At 63.9% G+C, this 20,581-nt stretch carries 15 protein-coding genes and 1 pseudogene; 12 read left to right on the top strand and 4 right to left on the bottom strand.

Annotated elements, in window-relative coordinates; all coding sequences use genetic code 11:
- Window position 1: 1 nt before the first annotated feature.
- From C3F36_RS06855 to C3F36_RS06845, 3 genes and pseudogenes are all read left to right on the top strand, one after another.
- Window positions 2-2,147 (top strand): annotated as a pseudogene (locus tag C3F36_RS06855) (prolyl oligopeptidase family serine peptidase).
- Window positions 2,148-2,336: 189 nt separating this feature from the next.
- A complete protein-coding gene (locus C3F36_RS06850) occupies window positions 2,337-4,496 on the top strand; it encodes an AsmA family protein (protein WP_104454770.1) in 2,160 nt (719 codons plus the stop codon).
- Window positions 4,497-4,635: 139 nt separating this feature from the next.
- Window positions 4,636-5,370: an SDR family oxidoreductase gene (locus C3F36_RS06845; protein ID WP_104454769.1), complete on the top strand. Its 735-nt coding sequence runs from the start codon at window positions 4,636-4,638 to the stop codon at window positions 5,368-5,370.
- Window positions 5,371-5,426: 56 nt separating this feature from the next.
- Here C3F36_RS06845 and glnE read toward each other — a convergent pair whose 3' ends face one another.
- The 3 genes from glnE to C3F36_RS06830 all read right to left on the bottom strand — a co-directional run bounded on the left by glnE (window position 5,427) and on the right by C3F36_RS06830 (window position 10,234).
- Complete coding sequence (glnE, locus tag C3F36_RS06840) at window positions 5,427-8,300, bottom strand: bifunctional [glutamate--ammonia ligase]-adenylyl-L-tyrosine phosphorylase/[glutamate--ammonia-ligase] adenylyltransferase (protein ID WP_233759722.1); 2,874 nt, start codon at window positions 8,298-8,300, stop codon at window positions 5,427-5,429.
- 135 nt (window positions 8,301-8,435) lie between these two features.
- Entirely contained in the window at window positions 8,436-8,876 is a 441-nt protein-coding gene (locus tag C3F36_RS06835; RefSeq protein WP_104454767.1) for a GNAT family N-acetyltransferase, read from the bottom strand.
- Window positions 8,877-8,983: 107 nt separating this feature from the next.
- The gene (locus tag C3F36_RS06830; protein WP_104454766.1) at window positions 8,984-10,234 is read right to left on the bottom strand and encodes a methyl-accepting chemotaxis protein; all 1,251 of its coding nucleotides are present in this window, start codon (window positions 10,232-10,234) and stop codon (window positions 8,984-8,986) included.
- A 100-nt stretch (window positions 10,235-10,334) separates the two neighbouring features.
- Between C3F36_RS06830 and C3F36_RS06825 the strand changes: the two genes are divergently transcribed.
- The 9 genes from C3F36_RS06825 to C3F36_RS06785 all read left to right on the top strand — a co-directional run bounded on the left by C3F36_RS06825 (window position 10,335) and on the right by C3F36_RS06785 (window position 20,019).
- Window positions 10,335-11,087 carry a potassium channel family protein gene (locus tag C3F36_RS06825; RefSeq protein ID WP_029314808.1) on the top strand — a complete coding sequence of 251 codons (753 nt, stop codon included), beginning with the start codon at window positions 10,335-10,337 and terminating at the stop codon, window positions 11,085-11,087.
- Between the two features lie 152 nt (window positions 11,088-11,239).
- Window positions 11,240-11,845 (top strand): TIGR04211 family SH3 domain-containing protein, encoded by a 606-nt coding sequence (locus C3F36_RS06820; protein ID WP_104454765.1) that lies wholly within the window; start codon window positions 11,240-11,242, stop codon window positions 11,843-11,845.
- Between the two features lie 165 nt (window positions 11,846-12,010).
- Complete coding sequence (nudC, locus tag C3F36_RS06815; RefSeq protein WP_104454764.1) at window positions 12,011-12,790, top strand: NAD(+) diphosphatase; 780 nt, start codon at window positions 12,011-12,013, stop codon at window positions 12,788-12,790.
- A 139-nt stretch (window positions 12,791-12,929) separates the two neighbouring features.
- Window positions 12,930-13,997 (top strand): uroporphyrinogen decarboxylase, encoded by a 1,068-nt coding sequence (gene hemE, locus C3F36_RS06810; protein WP_041211678.1) that lies wholly within the window; start codon window positions 12,930-12,932, stop codon window positions 13,995-13,997.
- A gap of 151 nt (window positions 13,998-14,148) precedes the next feature.
- On the top strand, window positions 14,149-15,078 hold the full coding sequence (locus tag C3F36_RS06805; protein WP_104454763.1) for an ROK family protein: 930 nt from the start codon (window positions 14,149-14,151) through the stop codon (window positions 15,076-15,078).
- A 50-nt stretch (window positions 15,079-15,128) separates the two neighbouring features.
- Complete coding sequence (gene epd, locus C3F36_RS06800; RefSeq protein WP_104454762.1) at window positions 15,129-16,139, top strand: erythrose-4-phosphate dehydrogenase; 1,011 nt, start codon at window positions 15,129-15,131, stop codon at window positions 16,137-16,139.
- A 66-nt stretch (window positions 16,140-16,205) separates the two neighbouring features.
- The gene (locus C3F36_RS06795) at window positions 16,206-17,369 is read left to right on the top strand and encodes a phosphoglycerate kinase (protein WP_104454761.1); all 1,164 of its coding nucleotides are present in this window, start codon (window positions 16,206-16,208) and stop codon (window positions 17,367-17,369) included.
- A 115-nt stretch (window positions 17,370-17,484) separates the two neighbouring features.
- Window positions 17,485-18,564, top strand: a complete 1,080-nt coding sequence (fbaA, locus tag C3F36_RS06790; RefSeq protein ID WP_010675658.1) for a class II fructose-bisphosphate aldolase — start codon at window positions 17,485-17,487, stop codon at window positions 18,562-18,564.
- A 153-nt stretch (window positions 18,565-18,717) separates the two neighbouring features.
- A complete protein-coding gene (locus tag C3F36_RS06785; protein WP_104454760.1) occupies window positions 18,718-20,019 on the top strand; it encodes an NAD(P)/FAD-dependent oxidoreductase in 1,302 nt (433 codons plus the stop codon).
- A gap of 18 nt (window positions 20,020-20,037) precedes the next feature.
- Here C3F36_RS06785 and C3F36_RS06780 read toward each other — a convergent pair whose 3' ends face one another.
- Window positions 20,038-20,463 carry a hypothetical protein gene (locus C3F36_RS06780; protein WP_039040544.1) on the bottom strand — a complete coding sequence of 142 codons (426 nt, stop codon included), beginning with the start codon at window positions 20,461-20,463 and terminating at the stop codon, window positions 20,038-20,040.
- Window positions 20,464-20,581: the final 118 nt, after the last annotated feature.

The following is a 20,581-nucleotide window of genomic DNA, read 5'->3' as shown; positions in this document are numbered from 1 at the left end:
GATGCGAGCCATTGTCAGCCTGCTGGCCCTGTCACTGCTCTGTGCGTGCAGCGGCCAGCCAACCAGAGAGGATGCCATGTCAGGGAATACGCGCCTTCACTACCCCGTCACCCGCCAGGGTGAGCAGGTGGATCACTATTTCGGCCAGGCCGTGGCCGACCCCTATCGCTGGCTGGAGGATGATCGCAGCCCCGAGACGGAGGCCTGGGTCAAGGCCCAGAACCGGGTGACTCAGGGTTACCTGGCGCAGATCCCGTATCGCGCCGCCATCAAGGAGAAGCTGGCCGCCTCCTGGAACTACGCCAAGGAGGGGGCGCCGTTTCGCGAGGGGCGCTACCACTACTTCTTCAAGAACGACGGCCTGCAGAACCAGAACGTGCTGTGGCGCCAGCTGGAGGGCAAGCCGGCCGAGGTGTTCCTCGATCCCAATACCCTCAGCCCCGACGGCACCACGGCGCTGGATCAGCTGAGCTTCTCCCGTGATGGCCGCATCCTGGCCTACTCCTTGTCGCTGGCGGGCAGTGACTGGCGCGAGATCCACCTGATGGACGTGGAGAGCAAGCAGCCGCTGGAGGCGCCCCTCAAGGACGTGAAGTTCAGCGGCATCAGCTGGCTCGGCAACGAGGGCTTCTTCTACTCGAGCTACGACAAGCCGGATGGCAGCGAGCTGTCGGCCAAGACCGATCAGCACAAGGTCTATTTCCACCGGCTCGGCACGGCGCAGGAGGATGACCGGCTGGTGTTCGGCGCCATCCCGGCCCAGCACCACCGCTACGTGGGGGCGACCGTCACCGAAGATGACCGCTTCCTGCTCATCTCGGCGGCGAACTCCACCTCCGGCAACCGCCTCTATGTGAAGGATCTGAGCCAGGAGAACGCGCCGCTGCTAACGGTGCAGGGGGATCTGGAGGCGGACGTGAGCCTGGTGGACAACCAGGGCAGCAGCCTTTACCTGCTGACCAACCGGGACGCCCCCAACGGCCGGCTGGTGACGGTGGATGCCGCCAACCCGGGCCCGGCCCACTGGCGGGATCTCATCCCCGAGCGTCAGCAGGTGCTGACGGTGCACAGCTGCAGCGGCTATCTGTTCGCCGAGTACATGGTGGATGCCACCGCCCGGGTCGAGCAGTTCGACTACGAAGGCAAGCGAGTGCGCGAGGTGGCGCTGCCCGGCCTTGGCAGCGTCAGCGGCTTCAACGGCAAGCACGATGATCCCGCCCTCTACTTCGGCTTCGAGAACTATGCCCAGCCGCCGACCCTCTACCGATTCGAGCCCAAGAGCGGCGCCATCAGCCTCTATCGCGCCTCGGCGGCGCCGTTCAACCCTGCATTACGTTTCCGAGCAGCGCTTCTACCAGAGCAAGGACGGCACCCGGGTGCCGCTCATCATCAGCTACCGCAAGGGCCTCAAGCTTGATGGCAGTAATCCGACCATCCTCTACGGCTACGGCGGTTTCGACGTGAGCCTGACCCCGAGCTTCAGCGTGTCGGTAGCCAACTGGCTGGATCTGGGGGGCGTCTATGCGGTGGCCAACCTGCGCGGGGGCGGCGAGTACGGCCAGGCCTGGCACCTGGCGGGCACCCAGCAGAACAAGCAGAACGTGTTCGACGATTTCATCGCGGCGGCCGAGTACCTCAAGGCCGAAGGCTACACCCGCACCGATCGGCTGGCGATCCGAGGTGGCTCGAACGGCGGTCTGCTGGTGGGGGCCGTGATGACCCAGCGGCCGGATCTGATGCGGGTCGCCCTGCCGGCGGTGGGGGTGCTCGACATGCTGCGCTACCACACCTTCACCGCCGGGGCGGGCTGGGCCTATGACTATGGCACCAGCGCCGACAGCGAGGCGATGTTCGACTACCTGAAGGGCTACTCGCCGCTGCACAACGTCCGACCCGGGGTCAGCTACCCCTCGACCCTGGTGACCACGGCGGATCACGACGATCGGGTGGTGCCGGCCCACTCCTTCAAGTTTGCCGCCACCCTGCAGGCCGACAATGCCGGCCCTCATCCCCAGCTCATCCGCATCGAGACCAATGCCGGGCACGGGGCGGGCACGCCGGTGGCCAAGCTTATCGAGCAGAGTGCGGACATCTATGCCTTCACCCTGTACGAGATGGGCTATCAGCAGTTGCCGCGTCAGCCTTGATCCGGGCGAGATGGGCGCCAGCCATCCACTACCATCAGGGCCCTGCGGGGCCCTTTTTATTGCCGCGCGTTTGAACGTGGGCCTGCGACCATCCCTGTCTCGCCGCTGGCCCGTTTTGGCAGACGGGCCCCATCTGTCATCCCCCCGGTGGTATAGTCAGCCACAAGATCCGCATTCAAGGAGTCCATCGTGAAGAAGATCATCTACATCCTGCTGGGGTTGGCGCTGGCGGCCGTGGTGGCCATCGCCGCCCTGGTGTCCCTCATCGATCTCAACCAGTTCAAGCCCCAGCTGGTGGAACAGGTGCGCAAGAGCACCGGCCGCGAGCTGGTGATACAAGGGGATATCGGCTGGCGTTTCTGGCCAAGCCTCGGCCTCTCCCTCGAGCAGGTGGCACTGCGTAACCCTGCCGGCTTTGCCGAGCCCGACCTGGTGCGCTTCACGCGCGGGGAGGCCTCGGTGGGCCTGCTGCCGCTGCTCTCTCACCGGCTTGAGATCGGCAAGGTGACCCTGAGTGGCGCCCATCTGTTTATCCAGACCAAGGCTGACGGCAGCTCCAACCTGAGCGATCTGCTCAAGGCCTCCGCCGAGCCCAAGGGGGAGGCAGCGACCACCGAGCCTGTCGCAACGACGCCCCCGCCCGCCAGTGACAAACAGCCCTGGCAGATCAGCCTGCAAGGAGTGGAGCTGCAACAGGCCAGCGCCCTGCTGCAGGACGATCGTAATGGCACCGTCTCTCGTCTCGAACAGCTGGACCTGAACCTGGGCCAGCTGGCGGTCGATCAATGGGTACCGGTGACTCTGGCCGCCAAGGGGGCCCAGGGTGAGCTGGCGTTTGATCTCAAGGGGTCGACCCAGCTCAAGCTGGCGCCCGATGCCAGCCGCAGCGAGCTGAAAGACGTCGTGCTGGCGGGGAGTCTGAGCGAACCGACCCAGCGGCTGGATGCCTTCTCCCTCAAGGCCGATCGGCTGGCGCTGGGGCAGTGGAGCAGCCTCACCCTCAGTCTGCAAGGGGCACAGGGGGCATCGGACAAGCCGACCCTGGCCGGTACGCTGGAGGGGACCCTCAAGGCGCGCCTCGATGAAAACCGGCAACTGCTGGAGCTGTCGGATGCCGTGCTGGCCGCCAAGCTGAGCGGCGATGCCCTGCCGCGCCCGCAGATGCAGCTCAAACTCGCTGGCTTTGCCCGCGCCGAGCTGGACAAGCAGGCCGTCACCCTCAGCAACCTGGTGCTGGGAGCGGACGATACCCTGCTGAGCGGCAGCGGCGCCGTTCGTCTGGGGGCCGTACCCAAAGTGGACTTTGACCTCAAGGGGGACAAGCTCGATCTCGACGGCTGGCTCGGTCAATCGGCCAAGGCCGCGCCCGCTGCGGCCACCTCGGGGGCGGCTGCATCGGCCGGAGCAAAGGAGCAGGCTGCGGCGCCCGCCAACAGGGCGCTCTCCACGGTAGAGCCTGATCTGACCGCCCTCAAGTCGGTGGACCTGGCTGGCCGCCTGCAACTGGGCAGTCTGCGCGTCAAGGGGCTGGATCTCAGCGCCGTCGATCTGCAACTGGCCCTGGCCGGTGGTCAGCTCACCCTCAAGCAGTTCAGTGCCGGGGTGGCCGGTGGCCAGGTGACCGCGAGCGGTCTGCTCGATGCCCGTCAGCAGCCGGCCCGCTATCAGGTGCATAAGCGGGTGCAGGGGGTCGATGTGCGGCCCCTGCTGCAGACCCTGGCCCAGACCGACCTGCTGGAAGGCAAGGGGGATCTGGAGGTCGAGGCGCAGGGCTCAGGCCTCTCCGAGCAGGCACTGCGCAGCCGGATGCAGGGCAAGGTGAACCTCAAGTTGAGCGATGGCGCCCTGCACGGCATCAACTTGGCGGAGATGATCCGCGAGGCGCGGGCCACCCTGACCGGCAAGGGGGCGGATCAGGTGAAGGAGGTGCGCAAGACCGACTTCAGCGCCCTCACCGCCAGCTTCCAGATTGCCAACGGGATTGCCAGGAGCGATGACATCCAGCTCTTTGCCCCCGCCCTGCGGGTGAAGGGGCAGGGCCAGACCGCCCTGGTGCCGGAGACCCTCGACTTCCTGTTCCTCACCTCCGTGGTGGAGAGCAGCAAGGGGCAGGGGGGCAAGACGGTGGACGAGCTCAAGGACATCACCATACCGGTGCGCATCGGCGGCCACTGGCAGGCGCCGAGCTACAAGCTTGACGAGAAGGCCTTGCTCAGCAACAACAAGGTGCTGGAGGAGAAGGCCCGCAAGGAGGCCGAGCGCGGTCTCAAGAAGCTGCTGGGTGACAAGGCCGACAACGAAGGGGTGAAAGGGGTGGCGGACCAGCTGCTCAAGGGCCTGTTCAAATAGCCAACTTCCCCTTGTTGCCATCAAGAGCCCGCCCCGTGCGGGCTCTTTGTTGTTGTGCCGGGCGTCACGGGACGAGGTGTGGTCGGCAACATGAGGTACTATGCGAAGCAGTCATCGAAACCGGGAACCAGGAGGGTTCATGAACAAACGGGTGCTGATCACCGGCGGCGGCAGAGGTATCGGGGCCGCGACAGCCCGCTATCTGGCGGCTCAGGGTTACCATCTCTGTCTCAACTATCGTCAGGACAGGGCGTCCGCCGAGGGGGTGGTGGCCGAGATCCTGGCCACCCATCCGGTCGAGTGCATCGCGGTGCAGGCCGATGTCAGCGTGGAGGCCGAGGTGGTGCGCCTGTTCGAGGAGATGGACGCGCGGCTCGGCCCCGTCACTCATCTGGTGAACAACGCCGGCAGGTTGCAGCCCCAGATGCGGGTACTGGAGATGAGCGCCGAGCGCATCAACCAGACCCTGACCACCAATGTCACCAGCTACTTTCTCTGCTGCCGCGAGGCGGTGCGCCGCATGACGGCGGGGGGCGCCATCGTCAATGTCTCTTCGGCCGCCGCCCGGCTGGGCTCCCCCGGGGAGTACGTGGATTATGCCGCCGCCAAGGGGGCCGTCGACGTGCTGACCAGAGGCTTGTCGCTGGAGCTGGCGGCTCAGGGGATCCGGGTCAACGGGGTGCGTCCGGGTTTCATCTACACCGACATGCATGCCGACGGCGGCGAGCCAGGTCGGGTCGACCGGGTGAAGGGGCAGATCCCGCTGCAACGGGGCGGCGAACCCCGTGAGGTGGCGACCGCCATCGCCTGGCTGCTGTCGGACGAGGCCTCCTATGCCACCGGCACCTTTATCGATGTGGCGGGCGGGCGTTAGGTCATCTTCAACAAGCCTCTCGTCAACGAGAAGGGGCGCCATGGCGCCCCTTCTGCTTATTCTCCCAGCAGCTGTTGCCAGACCGCCAGCACATGGCCCCGCTCTCGCGGCAACTGATCGTCCCCCACCTTGCGGGAGATCTCCGAGAGATTGAGGCGATGGCCGAGGTTGCGGATCTCCAGATAGGCCTGCTTGAGCCCCTCCGCCTGCTCCAGTGTGAGTACCCCCGCCATCACGCACTCATCGAAGATGCGCACATTGTCTGACCAGCGGGTGAGGGCGTCCGGCTCACCGCAGGCATGGGCCAGCACCAGGTACTGGGCGATGAACTCGATGTCCACCATGCCACCGGGGGACTGCTTGAGATCGAACTCTCCCTCTCCCGCCTTGAGCAGGTGATCCCGCATCTTCTGGCGCATCTCCCGCACTTCGCGGGCCAGGGTGGGCAGATCCCGCTCCTTGGCCAGCACGTCGCGGCGGATGCGGGCAAATTCGGCGACCACGGCATCATCGCCATAGATGGGACGGGCTCGCACCAGGGCCTGATGCTCCCAGGTCCAGGCTTCCTGCTGCTGGTACTGCTCATAGGCCGACAGCGATGAGACCAGCAGGCCGGCGTCGCCGGAGGGGCGCAGCCGCATGTCGATCTCGTAGAGGATGCCGGACGGAGTGCGGGTGCTGAACAGATGCAGGATCCGCTGGGCCAGGCGCAGGTAGAACTGGCGGCTGTCGATGGGCTTGCGGCCATCGGTGTAACTGTTGGGGTCGCCGCCGTGCAGGAACACCAGATCGAGATCCGAGCCGTAGCCGAGTTCGATGCCCCCCAGCTTGCCGTAGGCCACCACCGCAAAGCCGCGCTGGCCGCTCACCGCCACCTCGGGCGGCACCCCGTAGCGTTCGCTCATCTGGGCCCAGGCCTGATTGACCACCTCCTCGGTGATCGCCTCCGCCAGCCAGGTGAGGTGGTCGCTCACCTTCATCAGCGGCAGGGCACCGGCGATGTCGGCGGCGACGATGCGCAGGAGCTGCACCTGCTTGAACTGGCGCAGCGCCTCCATCTGCTGCTCCACATCCTCCTCGGGGATGCGCAGGAGGAACTGGCGCAACTGGGGCTTGTACTGATCCAGCGGGGTGGGGTGGTAGAGGTGCTGGGGATCCAGCAGCTCGTCCAGCAGGATGGGGTAGCGGGCCAGCTGCTCGCTCACCAGGTTGCTCTCGTCACACAGGCGTACCAGCTGGCGCAGGGCGGCGGGGTTTTCCGCCAGCAGTTGCAGATAGGCGCTGCGGGTGAAGATGCGGGTCAGCAGGGTGCAGACCCGCTCGAACAGGCGGGCGGGCTCGCGGCTCGCCACCACCAGCCGCAGCAGCTCCGGCATCAGCCAGTCCAGGGCGATACGCCCCTGGGGCCCCACCTGACGGCGCTTGTACTCCTCCTTGAAACGCAGCAGGGCGGCGCAGAGGGGGGCGGGCTCCACCACTCCCTGCGTGGTCAGCAGTTTTTCCAGCTCGGCGGCATCAAGCTCGGTGCGCCAGAGATCGAGCCAGAGCTGTTCCAGGTGGGCGGGGGCCTCCTTCTCTTCCCCCACCACGGCGACGAACTCCTGATGGACGGCGGCCATCTCCTCATCGAGGTGGGCCATGAAGGCGTCCCAGTCGGTAAAGCCGAGGGTGGCGATGAGCCGCTGGCGATCCCGCTCCTCGGTGGGCAGAGTCTGGGTCTGCTGATCGCCGATCTCCTGCAAGATGTTTTCCACCCGGCGCAGGAAGCGATAGGCGGTGAGCAGGCGTTCGCACTGGCTCCCCTCCAGGGCACCCCCCTGGGCGATGGCGGCCAGCGCCTCGGGCAGGTGGCGTACCCGCAGGGCGGGCTCGCGCCCGCCACGGATGAGTTGCAGCGCCTGGGCGATGAACTCCACCTCGCGAATGCCCCCGGCCCCCAGCTTGATGTTGCCCTCCAGTCCCTTGCGGCGCACCTCGGCGGCGATCATCGCCTTCATCTGGCGCAGGCCGTCGATGACGCCGAAGTCGATATAGCGGCGGAACACGAAGGGGCGCAGCAGTTCGGTCAGGGCCATGGCGTGTTCGCACTGGGTGCCCAGCACCCGCGCCTTGACCATGGCGTAGCGCTCCCAGTTGCGGCCGTGATGCTGGTAGTAGTCCTCCATGGCGGCGAAGGAGATGGCGAGCGGCCCCGCATCGCCAAAGGGGCGCAGTCGCATGTCGACCCGGAACACCTGACCATCCTGGGTGGGCTGGTGGAGGGCGTTGATGAGACGCTGCCCCAGCTTGATGAAGAACTGCTGGTTGGCGAGCTCCCGCCGCCCGCCAACGGTGTAGCCGTTCTCGGGGAAGGTGAAGATAAGGTCGATGTCCGAGGAGAAGTTGAGCTCGCCGCCGCCGAGCTTGCCCATCCCGAGGATGAGCAGCGGCTGGGGGTTGCCATCGCCATCCATCGGGGTGCCCAGCTCGCTGCACTGTTTGGCGTAGAGCCAGTCGCGGGCACCACAGATGAGGGCATCCGCCAGCTTGGTGAGATGGATGAAGCTCTCTTCGACCTCGGACTCCCCGAGCAGCTCGCGCCAGGCGATCACCAGCATGCGGCTGCGGCGGAACTGGCGCAGGATACGCTTGAGCGCCTCCTCGTCCGCGACCTCGGCGAGCAGGGCTGCGAGCTCAGGTTCATAGGCGGGCCAGCGCTCGGCCCGGGTCAGTGCGTCCGATGCCAGGGTCTCGGCCAGCAGCCCCGGCTGCTTGATAAGGGAGTCGGCGACAAAGTCGGAGAGGCCGAGCAGGGTCAGCAGGGTCTGGCGGGTGGGCTCGGGCAGTGCGTCATACTGGGGCGCCAGAGCGAGCAGCCGCTGCCAGTGGCGCAGGGCCTGCTCCTGCAACAAGGGAGAGAAGGCGGAGAAAGAGGGAGAGTGCTGGGCCACGGTTGCCATCCTTGTGGTTGACGAGTCTGCAGGGAGAGTGAAAAGCCGGCTGCCAATCTAGCACTCCCGGGCGCTGGCGTCACAGCGCCGCTGCCCGGAAGGTGATCCGGCGACGGATCTGGCGATCGGCCGGGCTCAGGGACGCCGGTAGATCTCGGGGTCGTAGATTTCCATCAGGCTGCCGGGGTTTCTCGGCGGCACAAAACCGAAACCGGCGTAGAGGCCGTGGGCATCGGAGGTGGCGAGGGAGAGACGGCGCAGCCCTTGCAGCTCCGGGTGGGCGAGGATGGCTGCCACCAGGGCCTTGCTGTGACCGCGCCCGCGATGTTCGGGCAGCACGAAGACGTCGGCGAGATAACCGAAGGTGGCCTTGTCTGTGATGACCCGGGCGAAGGCGACCTGCTGGCCGTCGAGATAGGCTCCGAAGCACAGGGAGTGGTTGATGGCCCGCTGCAGGGTGGCGAGGGGAATGCCGAGGCACCAGTAGGCCTCTTCACTGAGGAAACGGTGAATGAGCGGGACGTCGAGGCGCCCCTTGTCGTCGCTTATCTCAAGCGCACGTTCTGTGGTCTGCATCCTGGCTCCTTGCCGTGATGAAAAAAGAAAGGCCCCTAAGGGGGCCTTCCAGTGTACTCAAATCACGACCTCAGGCCAGCCTGAAGGTTTGACAATGGGTGCCAGCATCAGGCCAGCTTGAAGGCCTGGATATGGCTGTCCAGCGTCTGGCTGTGGTGTTCCACCAGTTCGGAGGCATCTTTCAGCTCTCGCAGCACCACGACGGAGCCTTCCACCACCTGTTTGACCTGCTCCAGGTTGGCATTCATCTCCTCGGCCACCGAGCTCTGCTGCTCGGAGGCGGCGGCGATCTGGCGGTTCATGTCGGCCACTCCCTGCACCCGCTGCACTATGGTGTCGAGCTGGGTACCTGCCTGGGTCACCTGCTCCACCCCCTTGTCCGCCTGCTGCACGCTCTCGGCCATCAGGCCGACGGCCTGGCGGGCGTTGCCCTGAAGCTGCTCGATCATCTTCTGGATCTCGACGGTGGCCGCCTGGGCACGGTTCGCGAGTTCGCGCACCTCGGAGGCGACCACGGCAAAACCGCGACCTGCCTCACCGGCGCGGGCGGCCTCGATGGCGGCGTTCAGGGCCAGCAGGTTGGTCTGCTCGGAGATGCTGCGGATGGTGTCCACCACGGATCCGATGCGATCGACTCCGTGCTCCACTTCGTTGACCACGGTGGAGGAGCGCTGGATGTTGCCGGAGAGAGTGTCGATGGTGTTGACGGTAGCCGCCACGCAGCGGCTGCCCTCCTCGGCCAGCTGGTTGGTTTCGGCGGTGGCGTGGGACGCCTGCTCCGCGTGGTTGGCCACTTCTCGAATGGCACCGACCATCTGGCTCATGGCGCTGGCAAGCTGCTCAATCTGGGTGAACTCCTCGTTGATGGCCTCGTTCGCCTCATCCATACAGAGAGTCACCTGGGAGGCGATCTCGTTGAGCTCCTTGCAGGCGGCACGCTGGGTCCCGAACACCTCCTTGAGGTTCTCCTGGGAGTGGGCCACCGCCTTGGCGATGTCGCCGAACTCGTCCCGGGACTTGAGCAGCACGCTGTGGCTGAGATCCTTGTTGGCGAAACGCTCCAGCAGCCCCACCAGGTAGTGGACCTGCTTGACCATGAGGCGGGAGCCGGTGAGCAGCAGCACCACGAAGACGACCCCCATGAGCGCCGTCTCCACCAGCCCGGTCCAGAGCAGGCGATCGGCGATGGTGTTGGCCATGGCGGCATCAATGCCCTCGCTGAGCAGGGTCGCTTCCAGGTTGCTGGCATCGAACCAGAGTTTGGCCAGCAGCAGCAGGGTGCTGAACACCATGAGCAGCACCACCTTGGGCACCAGTCGGATGTTGCTCATGCGCCTCTCCAGCGGGTTCAACTGCATAATTTTTCTCCTTTCAACGTCCATTATTCCTTTGCCGTCATAGCTATCGGCATTATCTTCCTTTTTATTAATTTGCACCGTGCTTAAAGTTGGAAATTGTATGCGACATCATTTAACTCATTTGCGTACCATGGATCTGCTGATGGGGTTTCTCTCCGTGATTTCGGTTTGCCTGGTGGCTGCTCGCTGGCTGGGGCACGGTGAACTGAGCCCCCAGACTTTACAGCTCTTTTATGATGTCGACAGTCTGATCTGCTACTTCTTCCTCGCTCACTTCGCCTATGGCTGGGCGCGCGCCTCCGACAGGATGGCCTTCTTCAAGAGCAACTGGTTCTATCTGCCCGGCAGCCTGCCCATGGTGGAACAACTGCGCTGGGCGCGGCTCATCCAGCTGTGGCGGGTCTACCAGTTGCTCCGGGACAGACCGGATCTGCTGGCCATGTTCCGTCGTGAACGCAACGAAACCACCCTCTCCGGCATTCTCTTCCTCTTCTTCCTGTTGCTGGGGGTCGGCTCCGGCGTCATGTACTGGCTGGAAACGGGACAACCCGGCAGCCAGATCCAGACTCCTTACGATGCCTTCTGGTGGACGCTGGTGACCCTCTCTACCGTGGGATACGGGGATCTGGTGCCCAAGACGGAGGAGGGGCGCTTCGTCGCCAGCCTGCTGATCCTCTTTGGAGTGGGGTTGTTTGGCGCCCTCAGCGGCTTCATGGCCAGCCTGTTCGTCCATCCCGGCAAGACCAACGACGACACCGCGGTGTGGCGACGCCAGCAGAGCGAGCAGCAGGCGCAACTGCTCAAAGAGCTCAAGGCCTTGCGCGCCGAGGTGCAGGCGCTGAAACAGAAGTAGGTGCGACGTCTGGAATGGTCGCGTCGTAAACCGGCGGTGCTGCGAGACAGCTCTCACTCGGGGAGATGGCGCTTTTCTTTGCTTGTCCTTTGACCCGCAGGCGGCTTAACATTCGGCCTGCAACCTAATCCAACGAAGAGAATCGATCGACCATGCGCGCCCTTCTCGGGATCCTGATCTGCTTGTGTGCCCAACAGGCACTGGCCGATACCCGCTATGTTTCAGACAACATCTTTACCTATATCCACAACGGTCCGGGTACCCAGTACCGGATCCTCGGCAGCGTCAAGGCCGGTGAGCCGCTGGAGGTCAAGGCGGTGAACCAGGAGGCCGGATTCACCCAGGTGGTGGACGGTCGTGGCCGCGAGGGCTGGATCAAGAACAGCGAGCTGCAGGGGGAGATCAGCCTGCGTGAACGCCTTCCCCAGGTTCAGAAAGAGCTGGACGAAGCCAAGGCCCGTCTGCTGAACCTCAATGGCGACAACGAGAAACGCTTCGCCGAGAAGGATGGCAAGATAGCCGAGCAGAGCAAGGAGATCGCCAGCCTCAAAGCCCGTCTGGACAGCCAGAGCGCCGAGATGAGCAGCCTCAAGGAACAGAACGACGCCCTGACCCAGAGCTATGACAACCGTGAGCACGACGTGCAGATGGACTGGTTCATCCGCGGTGGTGCCATGGTGGGGGGCGGCATCCTGCTCGGGATCCTCCTGCCCATGCTCCCGCGCCGTCGCAAGAGCAGCGAGCGCTGGATGAACTGATCGCCCGGGCGGTCAACAGGATGAAAGGTCGCCAGAGGCGGCCTTTTTTCATGGTGTGTCTGGCGAGAAGAGGGCCATGTCGGGGGTCGCCATCGGCCCTTCCCGCTCGTAAGATGAGGCGAACGATCCTGTGCCGCGCGCATTCTCAACAAGAGCCTTCATCATATGTCATCAACTGAACAGGCCTGCTGGTTCGTGCTGGGGGGCGATCACCTCGTCCTGCTGGATGAACAGGGGCGCATTCCAAAAGGGGCCCGCGCCGTTTTGCCCCCCCATCTGCACACCGCCCCCTTCGAGCGCTTCGACGAGTGGGATGGCCTGCCTTGCCATCTGCTGGATCTGGGCGCGGAGGCGGAGACCGGGGCCATGGCCCCGCTGCGCCAGCTCATGGTGGCGGGGGACGAAGAGGGCTTTCGCCTCGCAGGACGGGCCTGGCAGCTCGCCACTTTTCGCCGTACCCATCGTTTCTGCGGTGAGTGCGGCGCCCCCATGACCCCGAGGGAAGGGGAGTGGGCCCAGGGGTGTCATCACGGCCATGTCGTCTATCCGCGCATCTCCCCCTGCATCATCGTCGCGGTGCGCAAGGGGCCGGCCATCTTGCTGGCAGCCCACCGCCGTCACTATCAGGCGGATGATCCCATGTATACCGTGCTGGCCGGCTTCGTGGAGGCTGGGGAGAATCTGGAGCAGTGCGTGGCGCGGGAGGTGTTCGAGGAGAGCAGCATCCGGGTGACCAATGTGCGTTACGTGGCGAGCCAACCCTGGCCCTTCCCCCACAGCCTGATGATGGGCTTCACCGCCGACTACGAGAGCGGCGAGATCCGGGTGCAGGATGACGAACTGGTGGCGGCAGGCTTCTTTGAGGCTGACCGGCTGCCGCGCTTGCCCCCTCATGGCACCATAGCGCGCCGGCTCATCGAACAGTGCCTCGCCGAGGCGCGTTGAGGGAAAACGGGGGCGCTTGTATGCGCCCCCTCACATCTTTGCACTCCTGCGGCGATGTGCGGCGTCAGGGTCGCCCTCAGCCTTGCACAAAGTGGTATCATGTCCGCCATTTTATGCGTGACATGACTCAGGAACTGGGATGAAAGAGCTGAAAAACGATCGATACCTGCGTGCCCTGCTGCGCCAGGAAGTGGACATGACCCCGGTATGGATGATGCGTCAGGCTGGCCGTTATCTGCCGGAATACAAGGCGACCCGCGCCGTTGCGGGGGATTTCATGTCCCTGTGTCGCAACGCCGAGCTGGCCTGTGAAGTCACCCTGCAGCCCCTGCGCCGCTATCCACTCGATGCCGCCATCCTCTTCTCCGACATCCTGACCGTGCCCGATGCCATGGGGCTGGGCCTCTACTTCGAACACGGGGAAGGCCCGCGCTTCGAGCGCCCGATCACCTCCATGGCCGACGTGCAGGCCCTGCCCATCCCGGATCCGGAAGACGAGCTCGGCTACGTGATGAATGCGGTGCGCACCATCCGCCGCGAGCTCAAGGGCGACGTGCCGCTCATCGGCTTCTCCGGCAGCCCCTGGACCCTGGCCACCTACATGGTGGAGGGGGGTAGCTCCAAGGCGTTCACCAAGATCAAGCAGATGATGTATGCAGAGCCGCAGACCCTGCACCTGCTGCTCGACAAGCTGGCGGACAGCGTGATTGCTTACCTCAACGCCCAGATCAAGGCGGGTGCCCAGGCGGTCATGGTGTTCGACACCTGGGGCGGCGTGCTCACCCCGCGGGATTACCGTGACTTCTCCCTGCAGTACATGCACAAGATCGTCGATGGCCTGACCCGTGAACATGAGGGCCGCCGTGTGCCGGTCACCCTGTTCACCAAGAACGGCGGCCAGTGGCTGGAGCAGATCGCCGCCACCGGCTGTGATGCCCTGGGACTGGACTGGACCACCGACATCGCGGACGCCAAGCGCCGGGTCGGCGACAAGGTGGCGCTGCAGGGCAACATGGACCCCTCCATGCTCTACGCCACCCCGGAGCGGATCCGCGAAGAGGTCGCCACCATTCTGGCCGGTTTCGGTCATGGCAACGGTCATGTCTTCAACCTGGGGCACGGCATCCATCAGGATGTGGACCCGGAACATGCTGGCGTGTTCGTCAACGCGGTGCATGAGCTCTCCGCCCGGTACCACGGTCGCTGAGGGCGGCATACCGCGTGATGAACGGGGCCTGCGGGCCCCGTTTTGCTGTCCGTGACACAGGGGGCTGCATCCTGGTCGCGGCTCGGGTTACACTGCACCCCCATGTTGGCCGTCGTGGCCGGGATGGGGTCGTTGAAGGGCAGGAGGCTGGATGGAGAAGCGGGCGTGGGATTGGGGCATCGACCTTGGCGGGACCAAGTGCGAGTGCGTGGTGCTCGATGGCGACGAGGTGTTGCTGCGCCACCGCATTCCCACTGAACGGCACGGCGGCTACCAGCACATGCTGGGCCAGATCTCCAAACTGGTGGACGAGTGTGCCGCCAAACTCGGTCAGCGTCCTGCACTCATCGGCATGGGGACGCCGGGGGCCCGGGACCCCCAGACCGGGCTGCTGAAAAACAGCAACACCACCGAGTTCAACGGCAAGCCGCTCAAGGAAGATCTGGAGCGCAGGCTGGGCGTCCCCGTGCTCATCGCCAACGACGCCAACTGTTTCGCCCTGGCGGAAACCCATCTGGGGGCGGTGCGCCAGCATCATCCCGATGCAAAAGTGGTGTTCGGCATCATCATGGGCACTGGGGTCGGGGCCGGTATCGTCATCAACGGCCAGATCCTCAACGGTCACCACGGCATCGCCGGGGAGTGGGGGCACAACGTCCTGCTGCCGGAGGGGCCAGAGTGCTACTGCGGCAAGCGCGGCTGCGTCGAAACCCTCATCAGCGGCCCGGCGCTGGAGGCCTGGTACGAGGCCAGGACCAAACGCCGTCTCTCGCTCGCCCAGATTGCTGCGGCCAGTGCCCATGATCATGTCGCCAGGCTCACCATGGACAGGTTGCACCTGCTGTTCGGCCAGGCCCTCGCCAACGTGATCAATATTCTCGATCCGGACGTCATCGTCATCGGTGGCGGCGTGGGCAATGTGCAGAGCCTCTATCGCGCCGGGCGCGAAACGGTATTGCCCTTCCTGTTCAACCCCCGTTTCGCCACCCCCATGATAGCGCCGGCCCTGGGGGACAGCGCCGGGGTATTCGGTGCCGCACTGCTGGCCCGCGGCGTCTTTCGCGAGGCACTGCTCTCGTGAGTCGCCCCTTCCTCCCATCCCTTTGTCGCAGCTAAGGACACAACGTTTCCATGATCAAGATTGCTATCAACGGCTATGGCCGCATCGGCCGCAACGTGCTGCGGGCCCTCTACGAGAGCGGCCGCGACAAGACCATCAAGATAGTGGCCATCAACGAGCTGGCGGCCCCCGAGGCCATGGTGCACCTGACCCGCTTCGACACCAGCCACGGCCGGTTCCGCTATCCGGTGCAACTGGCGGGCAACAGCATGCAGGTGTGGGAGGATCTCATCGCCCTGTTTGCCGAGCGGGATCCGTCGAACTTGCCGTGGCGGGCGCTGGGGGTGGACGTGGTGCTGGACTGCACCGGGGTGTTCGGCTCCCGGGCCGATGCCGAGCTGCATCTGGGGGCGGGAGCGGGCAAGGTGCTCTTCTCCCACCCGGCGGACGCGGATGTGGACGCCACCATCGTCTACGGGGTCAACCACCAGGTGCTGACCGGGCGGGAGCGGATCGTCTCCAACGCCTCCTGCACCACCAACTGCGTGGTCCCCGTCATCGAAACATTGCATCGAGAATTCGAGATAAATTGTGGTACTATTACGACAATTCATTCGGCCATGCACGATCAGCAAGTCATCGATGCCTATCACGGCGACTTGCGCAGAACCCGGGCAGCCAGCCAGTCCATCATCCCGGTGGACACCAAGCTGGCAAAGGGGTTGGAACGTATCCTTCCCCACTTCGCCGGCAAGTTCGAGGCGATCGCGGTACGGGTACCGACCATCAATGTAACCGCCATGGATCTGAGCATTACTGTTCGTAAAAAAGTGACAGTTAGTGACGTAAATCAAGCCCTGCAACGGGCATCCAGAGGTACATTACACGGTATTCTGGACTACACGGAAGAGCCACTGGTCTCCGTAGACTTTAATCATGATGCACACTCCTGCATCATTGATGGTACCCAGACCCGGGTCAGCGATGCCAACCTCGTCAAGATGTTGATGTGGTGCGATAACGAATGGGGCTTCGCCAACCGCATGCTGGATACCACCCGGGCCATGATGGCCGCAGGCTGAAAGTCTGCACCGGGCGCAAGGTTACTGTTTTTTTAACATTACCTGAAAATATATAGAGGACTGAATATGTCTGTTATCAAGATGACCGACCTGGATCTGGCGGGCAAACGCGTTCTGATCCGTGCTGACCTGAACGTGCCGGTAAAAGACGGCAAGGTCACTTCCGATGCACGTATCGTTGCGACTCTGCCGACCATCAAGCTGGCTCTGGAAAAGGGCGCCAAGCTGATGATCACCTCCCACCTGGGTCGTCCGACCGAGGGTGAATACAACGAAGAATTCTCCCTGGCTCCGGTTGTCAACTATCTGAAAGACGCACTGTCCTGCCCGGTTCGTCTGGCCAAAGACTACCTGGATGGCGTAGACGTCGCCGCCGGTGAGCTGGTTGTGCTGGAAAACTGCCGCTTCAACAAAGGCGAGAAGAAGAACACCATCGATCTGGCCAAAAAATACGCCTCCCTGTGTGACGTCTTTGTAATGGATGCGTTCGGTACTGCTCACCGCGCCGAAGGTTCTACCTACGGTGTGGCCCAGTTCGCGCCGGTTGCCTGTGCAGGCCCCCTGCTGGCCGGTGAACTGGAAGCCCTGGGCAAAGCCATGCTGAAGCCCGAGCGCCCCATGGTTGCCATCGTGGGCGGCTCCAAGGTCTCCACCAAGCTGACCGTACTCGAATCCCTCTCCAAGATCGCTGACCAGCTGGTGGTCGGTGGTGGCATCGCCAACACCTTCATCGCTGCTGCCGGTCACAACGTCGGCAAGTCCCTGTGCGAGCACGATCTGATCGACACCGCCAAGAAACTGGCTGCCGAAACCAACATTCCGGTGACCACCGACGTGGTTGTGGGTAGCGAATTCTCCGAATCCACCCCGGCCACCATCAAGTCCGTGTCCGACGTGACTGACGGCGACATGATCTTCGACATCGGTCCGGATTCCGCCAAGGCCCTGGCCGACATCATCATGAACGCCAAGACCATCCTGTGGAACGGCCCGGTCGGCGTGTTCGAGTTCGACCAGTTCGCTGAAGGCACCAAGGTGATCGCCGAAGCCATCGCCGCTTCCCCGGCCTTCTCCATCGCTGGCGGTGGTGACACCCTGGCTGCCATCGACAAGTTCGGCATCGCCGACAAGGTCTCCTACATCTCCACCGGCGGCGGCGCCTTCCTGGAGTTCGTAGAAGGCAAGGTACTGCCGGCTGTCGCGATTCTCGAAGAGCGCGCCAAAGCCTAATTGACCCGGGACGGGGGGCAAAAGCCTCCCGTTTCGTTTATCATGTGGCCGCTGTGCCGGTTCATGATGAACCCCCCACTTTTTATTAACGGCATACGAGACAGGACGATTAAACATGTCTAAGAAAATTTTCGACTTCGTAAAACCCGGCGTGATCACTGGTGATGACGTTCAGAAAGTGTTCGCCATCGCCAAGGAAAACGGCTTCGCTCTGCCGGCCGTCAACTGCGTCGGTACCGACTCCGTGAACGCCGTGCTGGAAGCTGCTGCCAAGGTCAAAGCCCCGGTTATCGTACAGTTCTCCAACGGTGGTGCCGTGTTCACCGCCGGCAAGGGTCTGAAGCTGGAAGGCCAGCAAGCTGCCATCCTGGGTGCCATCTCCGGTGCCAAGCACGTGCACGCCGTTGCCGAAGCCTACGGTGTTCCCGTGATCCTGCACACCGACCACGCTGCCAAGAAGCTGCTGCCGTGGATCGACGGCCTGCTGGACGCCGGTGAGAAGCACTTTGCCGAAACCGGCAAGCCGCTGTTCTCCTCCCACATGCTGGATCTGTCCGAAGAGTCTCTGGAAGAGAACATCGACATCTGCTGCGAGTACCTGACCCGCATGGCCAAGATGAACATGACTCTGGAGCTGGAACTGGGCTGCACCGGCGGTGAAGAAGACGGCGTGGACAACAGCCACCTGGACCAATCCTCCCTGTACACCCAGCCGGAAGACGTGGCCTACGCCTACGAGCGTCTGTCCAAGATCAGCCCGCGCTTCACCATCGCTGCCTCCTTCGGCAACGTGCACGGTGTATACAAGCCGGGTAACGTCAAGCTGACTCCGAAGATCCTGGACAACTCCCAGAAGTACGTCTCCGAGAAGTTCGGTCTGCCTGCCAAGTCCCTGGACTTCGTGTTCCACGGTGGCTCCGGCTCTACCCTGGAAGAGATCCGCGAATCCATCTCCTACGGCGTGGTGAAGATGAACATCGACACCGACACCCAGTGGGCGACCTGGGAAGGCGTGCTGAACTTCTACAAATCCAACGAAGCCTACCTGCAAGGCCAGCTGGGCAACCCGGAAGGTGCCGACAAGCCGAACAAGAAGTTCTACGATCCGCGCGTATGGCTGCGTGCCGGTCAGACTTCCATGATCGCGCGTCTGGAGAAGGCCTTCTCCGACCTGAACGCCATCGACGTACTGTAATTCGCAGCACCTTGATTGCATGAAAAGGCGCCCTTCGGGGCGCCTTTTGCATTTCTGTGATCCTGACGGGCTGGATTGGGGATGGGGGGCTGGGTATTATCGATGACACCCGTTTAATTTAGTAAACGAATGCAACCAGGCAGGATGCTGAGCATGCAGACAGGAAGACAGGGACATCAGGAACACACGGCCTCCTATTACGCGGCCACTCGCAACGACCATCGGCAGTGGCCCGAGCTCAGTGGTGAGCTGGATGCGGACGTCTGCGTTATCGGTGGCGGTTTCACCGGCCTCAACACCGCCATCAACCTGGCCGATGCCGGTTACAAGGTGGTGTTGCTGGAGGCCAACCGCATCGGCTGGGGAGCGTCGGGGCGCAACGGCGGCCAGCTGATCCGCGGCATCGGCCACGATACCAGCCAGTTCGCCGGCTGGATTGGCGAGGCGGGCGTGCGGGAGCTGGATCTCATGGGGATCGAAGCGGTGCAGCTGGTGCGCGAGCGGGTCGAGCGTTTCAATATCGAGTGCGATCTCACCTGGGGCTATTGCGATCTCGCCACCAAGGCGCGTCACCTGAAGGGGTTCGAGGAGGATGCCGAGCACCTGGCGAGCCTGGGTTATCGGCACGCACTGAAGATGGTGGCGCGGGAGGAGATGCACACCGTGGTCGGGTCGGATCGCTATATCGGCGGGATGATCGACATGGGCTCCGGCCACCTGCATCCTCTCAACCTGGCCCTCGGCGAAGCGCGTGCGGCAGCCAGTCTCGGGGTCTCCCTGTTCGAACACTCAAGGGTGACCCACATCGATTACGGCGAGCGGGTCGAGGTGACCACGGCCCACGGCCGGGTCAGCGCGGACTACCTGGTGATCGGCTGCAACGCTTACCTGGGCGACCTCCAGCCCGATCTCGGGGGCAAGGTGCTGCCGGCGGGCTCCTACATTCTCGCCACCCAGGTGCTGGAGAAGCGCCTGCGCCAGCGCTTGCTGCCACAGAACATGGCGGTGTGCGATCAGAACGTGGCGCTCGACTACTATCGGTTGTCGGCGGACGGTCGCCTGCTGTTTGGCGGTGCCTGCAACTACTCGGGCCGTGACCCCCGCGACATCAAGGCCTTCATGCTGCCCAAGCTGCTGCGGGTCTTCCCCGAGCTCGCGGGTACCGCCATCGAGTTCCAGTGGGGGGGCATGATAGGCATAGGCGCCAACCGGCTGCCCCAGATAGGCCGCCTCGAGCAGCATCCCAACGTCTTCTATGCCCAGGCCTATTCGGGCCATGGCCTCAATGCCACCCACATGGCGGGCAAGTTGGTGGCGGAGGCGATCAAGGGGGAGAGCCGGGGCTTCGATCTCTTCAGCCGCGTCCCCCACATGACCTTCCCGGGTGGCCCGGCGCTGCGCTCTCCGCTGCTGGCGCTCGGGATGCTCTGGTATCGGCTGAAGGATCTGCTCTAGGGGGAGGGGGGCTCGGGATTATCCCTGCTGCGTCGCGTCTGGCTCGGCCAGGCGCCAGCCCTGCTCCGTCTTCATCATCCAGACCTGGGTCTCCTGCGCCAGGGCCTGGCCTGCCTCGAAGTCGCCATATTTGCGCTCGAGCTCCATCAGCCCCATCTCCTGCTGGAAGGGGCCGACCCTGTCATAGACGAGATCCTCGTCGTGCAGCACCTGCAACTGATCCAGTCCCTGCTTGAAGTGGAGCTGGTAGCTCACCTTGACCAGATAGACCCCCTCCATCCGCTCCTCCTTGCCGAGCACGGCGAAGTCGCGGATGTCGAACAGGTCAGCATCCGTGCCCGCCTGCAACCTGGCGGTGACCTGGCTCTGGATGGTCTCTTCACCGGGACCTGCGTTGCAGCCATAAAGCCAGAGGGCCAGCAGGGGGATGAACCACTTTTTCATCAAAACTCCGGACGAACGAGACGGGAAAGGGCAAATTCTGCCACGGCGTCGGTCATATACAAGGGATTGCCGGAAAAATGGCGGTCAAACCGGGGGCCCACACGGTTGCATGGGCCAC

The organism is Aeromonas sp. ASNIH2 (assembly GCF_002934795.1).
GTDB lineage: Bacteria > Pseudomonadota > Gammaproteobacteria > Enterobacterales > Aeromonadaceae > Aeromonas > Aeromonas caviae.
The sequence above is the reverse complement of the archived record's forward strand: the minus strand, read 5'-3'. Positions and strand labels throughout refer to the sequence as shown.

Coding starts and splice junctions, on each gene's coding strand:
- C3F36_RS06825 (WP_029314808.1), top strand. CDS start 10,335: ATGCGACATCATTTAACTCATTTGCGTACCATGGATCTGCTGATGGGG.
- nudC (WP_104454764.1), top strand. CDS start 12,011: ATGTCATCAACTGAACAGGCCTGCTGGTTCGTGCTGGGGGGCGATCAC.
- C3F36_RS06830 (WP_104454766.1), bottom strand. CDS start 10,234: ATGCAGTTGAACCCGCTGGAGAGGCGCATGAGCAACATCCGACTGGTG.
- C3F36_RS06820 (WP_104454765.1), top strand. CDS start 11,240: ATGCGCGCCCTTCTCGGGATCCTGATCTGCTTGTGTGCCCAACAGGCA.
- C3F36_RS06845 (WP_104454769.1), top strand. CDS start 4,636: ATGAACAAACGGGTGCTGATCACCGGCGGCGGCAGAGGTATCGGGGCC.
- C3F36_RS06780 (WP_039040544.1), bottom strand. CDS start 20,463: ATGAAAAAGTGGTTCATCCCCCTGCTGGCCCTCTGGCTTTATGGCTGC.
- C3F36_RS06795 (WP_104454761.1), top strand. CDS start 16,206: ATGTCTGTTATCAAGATGACCGACCTGGATCTGGCGGGCAAACGCGTT.
- C3F36_RS06805 (WP_104454763.1), top strand. CDS start 14,149: ATGGAGAAGCGGGCGTGGGATTGGGGCATCGACCTTGGCGGGACCAAG.
- hemE (WP_041211678.1), top strand. CDS start 12,930: ATGAAAGAGCTGAAAAACGATCGATACCTGCGTGCCCTGCTGCGCCAG.
- epd (WP_104454762.1), top strand. CDS start 15,129: ATGATCAAGATTGCTATCAACGGCTATGGCCGCATCGGCCGCAACGTG.
- C3F36_RS06835 (WP_104454767.1), bottom strand. CDS start 8,876: ATGCAGACCACAGAACGTGCGCTTGAGATAAGCGACGACAAGGGGCGC.
- C3F36_RS06785 (WP_104454760.1), top strand. CDS start 18,718: ATGCAGACAGGAAGACAGGGACATCAGGAACACACGGCCTCCTATTAC.
- fbaA (WP_010675658.1), top strand. CDS start 17,485: ATGTCTAAGAAAATTTTCGACTTCGTAAAACCCGGCGTGATCACTGGT.